This window comes from Pseudonocardia sp. 73-21, from assembly GCF_001899645.1.
Taxonomy (GTDB): Bacteria; Actinomycetota; Actinomycetes; order Mycobacteriales; family Pseudonocardiaceae; genus Pseudonocardia.
Genome location: NZ_MKVV01000104.1, coordinates 46294 through 52293 on the forward strand (window position 1 = coordinate 46294; position 6000 = coordinate 52293).

7 protein-coding genes and 1 pseudogene are annotated in these 6000 nt (G+C 73.8%); 3 read left to right on the forward strand and 5 right to left on the reverse strand.

Going from position 1 to position 6000, the window contains the following annotated elements; all coding sequences use genetic code 11:
- Positions 1–168 precede the first annotated feature (168 nt).
- Entirely contained in the window at positions 169–444 is a 276-nt protein-coding gene (locus BGP03_RS33355) for a GlsB/YeaQ/YmgE family stress response membrane protein (protein ID WP_296374586.1), read from the forward strand.
- A gap of 212 nt (positions 445–656) precedes the next feature.
- Entirely contained in the window at positions 657–974 is a 318-nt protein-coding gene (locus BGP03_RS33360) for a hypothetical protein (RefSeq protein WP_298799335.1), read from the forward strand.
- Between the two features lie 23 nt (positions 975–997).
- Here the strand turns inward: BGP03_RS33360 and ppdK are convergent, their stop codons facing one another.
- Together ppdK and BGP03_RS33370 are read right to left on the reverse strand one after the other, a co-directional pair.
- On the reverse strand, positions 998–3673 hold the full coding sequence (ppdK, locus tag BGP03_RS33365) for a pyruvate, phosphate dikinase (protein WP_296374589.1): 2676 nt from the start codon (positions 3671–3673) through the stop codon (positions 998–1000).
- Positions 3670–4173, reverse strand: a complete 504-nt coding sequence (locus BGP03_RS33370) for a PspC domain-containing protein (protein WP_298799334.1) — start codon at positions 4171–4173, stop codon at positions 3670–3672. Before BGP03_RS33370 ends, ppdK begins: the two co-directional genes overlap by 4 nt.
- A 187-nt stretch (positions 4174–4360) precedes the next feature.
- On the opposite strand from BGP03_RS33370, the gene BGP03_RS33375 reads away from it, so the two are divergent.
- Complete coding sequence (locus BGP03_RS33375) at positions 4361–4810, forward strand: CBS domain-containing protein (RefSeq protein WP_296374593.1); 450 nt, start codon at positions 4361–4363, stop codon at positions 4808–4810.
- Positions 4811–4899: 89 nt separating this feature from the next.
- Here the strand turns inward: BGP03_RS33375 and BGP03_RS33380 are convergent, their stop codons facing one another.
- From BGP03_RS33380 to BGP03_RS33385, 3 genes and pseudogenes are all read right to left on the reverse strand, one after another.
- Complete coding sequence (locus BGP03_RS33380) at positions 4900–5022, reverse strand: PQQ-binding-like beta-propeller repeat protein (protein WP_296374596.1); 123 nt, start codon at positions 5020–5022, stop codon at positions 4900–4902.
- A gap of 31 nt (positions 5023–5053) precedes the next feature.
- Positions 5054–5728: pseudogene (locus tag BGP03_RS36175) on the reverse strand (PQQ-binding-like beta-propeller repeat protein); the annotation flags it as partial.
- A gap of 41 nt (positions 5729–5769) precedes the next feature.
- Positions 5770–6000 (reverse strand): hypothetical protein (locus tag BGP03_RS33385; RefSeq protein WP_299738736.1); only part of this gene is annotated, 231 nt, incomplete at its 5' end.

The following is a 6000-nucleotide window of genomic DNA, read 5'->3' on the forward strand; positions in this document are numbered from 1 at the left end:
CATGCGCTCAGCACTGCGCCGAACGGCCTCCGGTGCTGCATCGCAATGGGCTCACGGGATGGCCGGACAGGTCACGTTCTGGTGTCATTCATGACCGGCGGCGAGCTGGTGCTTTGTTCGGCACTTGTCGGGGTATCCACCCTCATCCGACCCTGAAGGAGTTCTCGCATGACCATCACCGGCATCATCTCCGCGATCATCATCGGCGCGATCATCGGTTTGCTCGGGCGTCTCGTCGTGCCCGGAAAGCAGCACATCCCGATCTGGCTCACCATCGTGATCGGCATCGTGGCCGCGTTCATCGGCGGCTTCATCGCCGGCGCGCTCGGCTACGGCAACTCCAACGGTGGCTTCCCGTGGATCCTGCTGCTCATCCAGGTCGTCATCGCCGCGATCGGAGTAGCCATCGTGGCCGGCGCTTACGGTCGCCGTGGCGTGCGCTGACCAGCTGATCACCGTGTGACGCGGGTCGACCTGGCCGGTTGCGGGCCAGGTCGACCCGCTGGGCGTCGGCCGTCCGACCTGCTCGGACCGATCGCCCGCGACAGTATGACGCTGGTCGGGCCGGCGCGCTCGCGACGAACGCGGAACCTGCGGTGGCCGATCGCCCGGCTCGGCGATCCCGATCTGATGTCCAGCCGAATGGGTGCGGTGCTGTGGCGAGAGAAATCACCGACGTGCAGCGGCTCTACCTCGTGTGCACCGCATATCAGGCACAGATGGCGTGGCGTGAGGCGCTGGAGCGGGGCGAGGATCCTGCCGTTGCGGGGGAATCCCTGGCCGGGCTCCCCGAGGTGTCCGCCATGGACGCCATCGAGGCCAATCGGCGTCTAGTCGAGGTCTTGCTGAGATGGCGTCGTGACGCCGTTCTGGCGGCCCGCGCGACCGGTTCGACCTGGACGGCGATCGGGGCCGCCCTGGGCACGACCAAGCAGCGTGCACACGCCTGGTTCCGCCCTGCAGCCACGCCCTGAGGGCTCCATGGTGGTTCCCACGTCTACGGCCCGACCGCTCCGGAGAGGGCGGCCCGACCGGCCTCGAGGCGGGCGACCGGTACCCGGAACGGTGAGCACGAGACGTAGTCGAGGCCGGCGCGGTGGAAGAAGTGGACGGAGTCCGGGTCCCCGCCGTGCTCGCCGCAGACCCCCAGCTGCAGGTCCGGCCGCACCGCACGGCCCTCGGCGGCGGCGAGCGCGATCAGCCGTCCGACGCCCTCGACGTCGAGGGTCTCGAAGGGTGACGCCGCGAAGATGCCGTGGTCGAGGTAGCGGGAGAAGAACGAGCCCTCGACGTCGTCGCGGGAGAAGCCCCACGTGGTCTGGGTGAGGTCGTTGGTGCCGAAGGAGAAGAACGCGGCCGTCTCGGCGATCGCACCAGCGGTCAGCGCGGCGCGGGGCAGCTCGATCATCGTGCCGAGCGGCGCGTCGAGCCGGACGCCGGTCGCGGCGGCCTCCTCCTCGAGGACCGCGGTGATCTCCGCGACCACGTCGCGCAGCTCCGCCGCGGCGCCGACCAGCGGGATCATGATCTCCGGGCGGACGTCGATCCCCGCACGGGTCGCGGTCACGGCGGCCCGGGCGATCGCGCGGACCTGCATGCCGAACAGGCCCGGGACGGCGATGCCCAGGCGGACGCCTCGCAACCCGAGCATCGGGTTCTCCTCGTGGAGTCGGCGGACCGCGGCGAGCAGGGCCACGTCGCGCTCGTCCGTGGTGCCACGTTCCTGCGCGAGCGCCACGCGTACGGCGAGCGTCGTGAGGTCGGGGAGGAACTCGTGGAGCGGCGGGTCGAGCAGGCGGATCGTGACCGGCAGCCCGTCCATGGCGGTGAACAGCTCGACGAAGTCGTCGTGCTGCAACGGCAGCAACGCGGCCAGGGCCGCATCGCGCCCGGCGTCGGTGTCGGCGAGCACGAGCCGTTCGACGTGCTCGCGCCGGTCGCCGAGGAACATGTGCTCGGTGCGCGCCAGGCCGATGCCCCGGGCCCCGAAGCGGCGGGCGCGGTCCGCGTCCTCGGCGGTGTCGGCGTTGGCCCGCACCTCCAGGCGCCTGCGGGTGTCGGCGTGGGTCATGAGCCGGTGCACGGCGTGCACGAGCCCACCGGTGGCGGTGGATCCGTCCTCGAAGTAGTCGACGACGGGGGAGCGCACGACGGGGACCTCGCCGAGGAAGACCTCACCGGTGCCGCCGTCGATGGAGATCACCTCGCCCTCGGCCACCACGACGCCTCCGGGGCCGGTCAGCCGGCGGCCGGCCACGTCGATGTCGAGCTCCTCGGCGCCGCACACGCACGTCGTGCCCATCCCGCGGGCGACGACCGCCGCGTGGCTGGTGCGCCCGCCGCGGCTGGTCAGCACGCCCCGCGCGGCGATCATGCCGTCGAGGTCGTCGGGGGTGGTCTCGTTCCGGACGAGGATGACGCGCTCGCCGGCGGCCGCGCGCGCCACCGCGGTCGGGCTGTCGAAGACCACCACGCCGGTCGCGGCGCCGGGGGAGGCGTTCATCCCCACCGTCAGGACCTTCGCCCCGGCCGCGGCGTCGAAGCGCGGGAACATCAGCTGGGCGAGCTGGTCACCGGTGACGCGGCGCAGGGCCTCGTCGTCGTCGATGAGGCCGTCGTCCACGAGCTGGCAGGCGATCACGAACGCGGCCGCCGCGGTGCGCTTGCCGACCCGGGTCTGCAGCATCCAGAGCGTGCCGCGCTCGATGGTGAACTCGACGTCGCACAGGTCGCGGTAGTGGTGCTCCAGCGTCGCCATGATCTCGCGCAGCCGGTGGTAGGAAACAGGATCGCGGTGTTCGAGCTCGGTGAGCGGCAGCGTGTTGCGGATGCCGGCCACGACGTCCTCGCCCTGGGCGTTCTCGAGGTAGTCGCCGTAGACGCCCTTCTCCCCGGTGGCCGGGTCGCGCGTGAACGCCACACCGGACCCGGATCCGGCGCCGAGGTTGCCGAACACCATCGCGACGACGCTGACCGCGGTGCCCAGGTCGGCGGGGATGTGCTCGCGGTGGCGGTAGGTGGCGGCGCGCGGCGAGTTCCAGGACGCGAAGACCGCGCGGACGGCCATCGTCAGCTGCTCGTGGGGGTCCTGGGGGAAGTCGTGGCCGCTGTGCTCGCGCACCACGCCCTGGAACGCCGCGACGACGGCCCGCAGGTCGCCGGCGTCGAGGTCGACGTCCGAGGCCGTGCCGCGGAGGCGTTTCCGCTCGTCGAACACGGTGTCGAAGTGCGCGCCGTCGATGCCCAGGACGGTCGTGCCGAACATGTGGATCAGGCGGCGGTAGGAGTCCCAGGCGAAGCGGTCGTCGCCGGTGACCCGGGCCAGACCGAGTACGGAGGAGTCGGTGAGCCCGACGTCCAGAACGGTCTCCATCATCCCCGGCATCGACGACGCGCCGCCGGAGCGCACCGCGACCAGCAGCGGGTCGTCGGCCTGCCCGAGCCGCCGGCCCGTCGCAGCCTCCAGGGCGGCGAGGTGCTCGTCGATCTCCGGGCCGAGCCCGGGCGGCTCGACGCCCGTCCGCAGGTAGGTCCGGCAGGCCTCGGTGGTGATGACGAACCCCGGGGGCACCGGGAGCCCCATGTTCGTCATCTCGGCGAGGTTCGCGCCCTTGCCGCCGAGCAGGTCCTTGAGGTCCCTGTTCCCCTCGGAGAACGCGTAGACGTACTTCATCGGGTGCTGCGGGCCCGGGCGGCGAGCTCGTCGACGCTGGCGCCGACCGCCGTCGACACGCCCGTGGCGGCCCGGCGGGCACCGTCGCGCACCTCGGGGTCGCGGAGCCGGTCGCCCAGCGAGGTGAGCGCGGCGTCGATCGCCGCAGCCCGGGAGCGCTCCTGGCGCTCGGCCTCCGACGGCGGCCCCTGCAGCGACGTGGCCAGGGACCGCAGGTCACCTCGGGCCGCGGTCCAGGCCTGGCGGGCGTGTCCGGGGCCGACCGGTGGCAGCACGCCGTGCGGGCCGTCGTCGGTCTGCGGGAGGACGATCCACGCGAGCAGGTACGCCCCGACGGCGACGCCACCGGAGACGAGGGCGGCGGCCACGGCGGCGATGCGGACGAGGACCGGGTCCACCCCGAGGCGGATCGCGATCCCGGCGCAGACGCCGCCGAGGACCTGGTCCGCCCGGCTGCGTCGGAGGCCGGACGGTGGGGCGGCGTGCGGGTTCTCGGACATGCCGTCGATGCTGCTGCGGGTGCGCCGCGGCGGCCAGGGGCGAAGGTCGGCCGGTTCGGGCCGGAGGGCCCTGCCGGGTGCGGGCAGCGGCTGCGAGGCTCGGGACGAGTACCGAGCCCGGCCGGATCCGCCCCTGCTGCTCACCCCGGATCGGGGCCGGCGGCGTCGTGTCGGGCGGCGTCGTGCGATGAAGGGGGACCGGATGCGGGTGTGCGAGATGTCGGTGCTGGGCCCGGCCGAGCAGGCTCCCGGTGCCGGTGCGCTCGTCGCCCATCCCCAGCAGGACGTGGCGGAGGTGATCGGCGTACTGCGCCTCTCCGGGCTCGGCCGCCTGGCTGTGGTCGAGGACGGCGTGGTTCTCGGGACGGTCACCGAACGGGACCTGATCCGGGCCCTGGCGCCGGATGACGCGCAGATCGGCGACGACGTGCGGGGCCGGCTCGCCCGGCAGCGCGGGCTCGGCGGGTGGGGCGTGACCGTGCGTCGGGGTGGTGTGGTGCTCACCGGACCCGACCCCGACCCGGTCGAGCGCTGGGCCCTCGCCTCGATCATCGGGGCCGTGCCCGGCGTGACGGGGCTGCGGTTCGCCGCCTCCGGCGTCAGCCCGGTGCGGCCGGCCGGGCGTGTCGTCCGCTGAGTGCCGGCCGCCCCCGTCGTCGGGTGCGCTCCGGCCAGCAGCGGCGGAAGGTCCGGACCGGTCGACGGGGTCCTTCGACACTGCGCGCCTCAGCCGATCGCCACCAGCCGGCCGCTGCGGCTGCCGACGACGAGGACGCCGTCCCCCGTCAGCGCCGGGTAGGAGTACACCGGGTCGCCCAGGGAGGACGAGCGGTGAGGTGGAGAGGTCACCGCCGCCGGGGTGCCCGGAGTCGTGGGTCCAGCGGTCGGAACCGGTGGCGGGGTCGATCGCGTGCAGGACGCCGTCGTTCCCGGCGACGTGGATCGTGCCGTCGGGTCCGACGACGGGACCCGGGGTGATGCCGCCGCCGAGGTCGCGGCTCCAGCGGATCGCGCCCGTCGTCGGGCCGTCGGTCGTCGACGCTCCGCTGTGGCGGGCGTCGTGCTGGGCCGACGGCCACGGCGCCCACGTCGCCGTCCCGGGAACCTGCGCCGTCGACGGGAGCGGCGTGGCGACCAGGGTGGTCCCGGCCGCCGCAGGTGGCGCGGCGGTGCCGCACGCGGCGAGCAGCACCCCGACCAGGACGATGCCGGGTGCCGTCCGCGCCCGGCGACGCGTGGTGATCACCCGGACGACGGTAGATCGCCGGGCGCGCCGCAGCGGGCGTCCGGAGGTGACGAAGCGCGAACGGAGGGATGCCGGTCGACGCCGACTCCGATCAGGTGCCGGGAGCCCCGTCCCCGTCGTGCGGTGTCGGCGGCCGGGTCCGGGCCGGTCAGGACGCACCGTCGCGCGGGTGGTGCGGCCCCACGAGAACGGGGGTGGTGGGAGCGGTCGGCCCGGATCGGGCGGGTACCGGCGAGCCCCGTTGCCATCGACGGGCACGCTGCCCCTCGGGCCCCCGCGGGGGGCAGTGTTCCGTGCCGGGCCCGTCATCGGCGGGAACCGGCGCCCCGCGAGGAGGGACCCGGAGTCCCTCAGCCGAGGACCGTGGAGACGTTGTCCGCGCTCGTGGTGAGCTGCACGTAGAGCTGGGCCCAGGCCTTGTCGGTGTCGGTGGCGGTCCCGCCGTCGCAGAAGGGCTCCTTGCCGGCTGCGGTGTAGTAGGCGAGGAAGGTCAGCTGCTGAGGCGGCTGCGAGTCCGGGCCGCCCTCGTAGGCGCTGTTGGGCTGCTCGGTCTGGTGCATCAGACACGGCGGGGTCGCTCC

What these genes read in the sequence shown, in the direction of transcription:
- ppdK (WP_296374589.1), bottom strand. Translation starts at nt 3,673, where the DNA reads ATGAAGTACGTCTACGCGTTCTCCGAGGGGAACAGGGACCTCAAGGAC.
- BGP03_RS33375 (WP_296374593.1), top strand. Translation starts at nt 4,361, where the DNA reads ATGAAGGGGGACCGGATGCGGGTGTGCGAGATGTCGGTGCTGGGCCCG.
- BGP03_RS33355 (WP_296374586.1), top strand. Translation starts at nt 169, where the DNA reads ATGACCATCACCGGCATCATCTCCGCGATCATCATCGGCGCGATCATC.
- BGP03_RS33370 (WP_298799334.1), bottom strand. Translation starts at nt 4,173, where the DNA reads ATGTCCGAGAACCCGCACGCCGCCCCACCGTCCGGCCTCCGACGCAGC.